We start from the raw sequence: 3,108 nt of genomic DNA, 5'->3' as shown, positions 1-3,108 counted from the left end.
ATGTTCTTTAACAATTTGGAAAGCTGATATTAATAGTAATCAATCAAAATTGAGTAACTGAGAAATCGAAAGATGAACTTTTTACTCTACTTGACTGAATTGCTTGTTATCAATCGATGATTTGATAGCAAGGCAATTCTTCCGATTAGCTTGTCATTCATGCGACATAACTTAGACAGAAGTCAAAAGGCTGTTTGGGGTTGTATGGTTAAGTGACGAAGCGTATACGGTGGATGCCTTGGCAGTTAGAGGCGATGAAGGACGTGTAAGTCTGCGAAAAGCTGTGGTGAGCCGACAAAATGCATTTGAGCCACAGATGTCCGAATGGGGAAACCCACCTGTTTACAGGTATCGTTACATGAATACATAGTGTAACGAGGCAAACGAGGGGAACTGAAACATCTAAGTACCCTTAGGAAAAGAAATCAACCGAGATTCCCCTAGTAGCGGCGAGCGAACGGGGAGCAGCCCTTAAGCTGTATTGAATGTAGTGGAATCCTTTGGGAAGAGGAGCGATACAAGGTGATAGCCCTGTACACGACGCGTTCTTTACAGTGAAATCGAGTAGGTCGGGACACGTGTTATCTTGACTGAATATGGGGGGACCATCCTCCAAGGCTAAATACTCCTAACTGACCGATAGTGAACCAGTACCGTGAGGGAAAGGCGAAAAGAACCCCTGTGAGGGGAGTGAAATAGAACCTGAAACCGTATACGTACAAGCAGTGGGAGCCCTTCGGGGTGACTGCGTACCTTTTGTATAATGGGTCAGCGACTTATATTTAGTAGCAAGGTTAAGTGAATAACGGAGCCGTAGCGAAAGCGAGTGTTAACTGCGCGTTTAGTTGCTAGGTATAGACCCGAAACCCGGTGATCTAGCCATGGGCAGGTTGAAGGTTGAGTAACATCAACTGGAGGACCGAACCCACTAACGTTGAAAAGTTAGGGGATGACCTGTGGCTGGGGGTGAAAGGCCAATCAAACCGGGAGATAGCTGGTTCTCCCCGAAATCTATTTAGGTAGAGCCTCGGACGAATTCCATTGGGGGTAGAGCACTGTTAAGGCTAGGGGGTCATCCCGACTTACCAACCCTTTGCAAACTCCGAATACCAATGAGAACTATCCGGGAGACACACGGCGGGTGCTAACGTCCGTCGTGGAGAGGGAAACAACCCAGACCGCCAGCTAAGGTCCCAAAATATTGCTAAGTGGGAAACGATGTGGGAAGGCATAGACAGCTAGGAGGTTGGCTTAGAAGCAGCCACCCTTTAAAGAAAGCGTAATAGCTCACTAGTCGAGTCGGCCTGCGCGGAAGATGTAACGGGGCTAAGCAATATACCGAAGCTGCGGCAGCATGTTTACATGCTGGGTAGGGGAGCGTTGTGTAAGTGGATGAAGGTGAGTTGTAAAGCTTGCTGGACATATCACAAGTGCGAATGCTGACATGAGTAACGATAATGGGAGTGAAAAACTCCCACGCCGGAAGACCAAGGTTTCCTGTCCCATGCTAATCAGGGCAGGGTAAGTCGGCCCCTAAGGCGAGGCAGAAATGCGTAGTCGATGGGAAACGGGTTAATATTCCCGTACTTATATAATCAGTGATGGAGGGACGGAGAAGGCTAGGCAAGCTTGGCGTTGGTTGTCCAAGTGAAAGTGAGTAGGCTGAAGACTTAGGTAAATCCGGGTTTTCAAGGCCGAGACACGAGACGAGCTCCCAAGGGAGTGAAGTTGTTGATGCCCTGCTTCCAGGAAAAGCTTCTAAACTTATGATTATATGAACCGTACCCCAAACCGACACAGGTGGTCAGGTAGAGAATACTAAGGCGCTTGAGAGAACTCGGGTGAAGGAACTCGGCAAAATTGTACCGTAACTTCGGGAGAAGGTACGCCTCTGTTTGTGAACACTTCGCGTGGTAAGCAAATGGGGGCCGCAGTGACCAGGTGGCTGGGACTGTTTATTAAAAACACAGCACTCTGCAAACTCGTAAGAGGACGTATAGGGTGTGACACCTGCCCGGTGCCGGAAGGTTAATTGATGGGGTTAGTCCTCGGACGAAGCTCTTGATCGAAGCCCCGGTAAACGGCGGCCGTAACTATAACGGTCCTAAGGTAGCGAAATTCCTTGTCGGGTAAGTTCCGACCTGCACGAATGGTGTAACCATGGCCACGCTGTCTCCACCCGAGACTCAGTGAAATTGAAATCGCAGTGAAGATGCTGTGTACCCGCACCTAGACGGAAAGACCCCGTGAACCTTTACTACAGCTTGGCACTGAACATTGAACCTACATGTGTAGGATAGGTGGGAGGCTTTGAAGCACAGTCGCTAGATTGTGTGGAGCCGTCCTTGAAATACCACCCTTGTATGTTTGATGTTCTAACATTGGTCCCTAATCGGGATTGTGGACAGTGTCTGGTGGGTAGTTTGACTGGGGCGGTCTCCTCCCAAATAGTAACGGAGGAGCACGAAGGTTAGCTAATCACGGTCGGACATCGTGAGGTTAGTGCAATGGCATAAGCTAGCTTAACTGCGAGACAGACACGTCGAGCAGGTACGAAAGTAGGTCATAGTGATCCGGTGGTTCTGTATGGAAGGGCCATCGCTCAACGGATAAAAGGTACTCCGGGGATAACAGGCTGATACCGCCCAAGAGTTCATATCGACGGCGGTGTTTGGCACCTCGATGTCGGCTCATCACATCCTGGGGCTGAAGTCGGTCCCAAGGGTATGGCTGTTCGCCATTTAAAGTGGTACGCGAGCTGGGTTTAGAACGTCGTGAGACAGTTCGGTCCCTATCTGGTGTGGGCGTTGGATGATTGATGGGAGCTGCTCCTAGTACGAGAGGACCGGAGTGGACGAACCGCTGGTGTTCGGGTTGTCATGCCAATGGCATTGCCCGGTAGCTATGTTCGGAACGGATAACCGCTGAAAGCATCTAAGCGGGAAGCCGGCCCAAAGATGAGTCATCCCTGACCTTTAAGGTCTGGAAGGGTTGTTATAGACGATGACGTTGATAGGCAGGGTGTGGAAGCGTTGTAAGGCGTTAAGCTAACCTGTACTAATTGCCCGAGAGGCTTAACCATACAACGCCCAAGAAGCTTTAGGCTTT

1 rRNA gene is annotated in these 3,108 nt (G+C 49.6%); it reads left to right on the top strand.

Going from position 1 to position 3,108, the window contains the following annotated elements:
- Nucleotides 1-206 precede the first annotated feature (206 nt).
- A 23S ribosomal RNA gene (locus tag V7R42_RS19825) occupies nucleotides 207-3,082 on the top strand.
- Nucleotides 3,083-3,108: the final 26 nt, after the last annotated feature.

The organism is Alteromonas sp. S015 (assembly GCF_036864485.1).
GTDB lineage: Bacteria > Pseudomonadota > Gammaproteobacteria > Enterobacterales > Alteromonadaceae > Alteromonas.
This window is presented reverse-complemented; position numbering and strand designations above follow the sequence as displayed.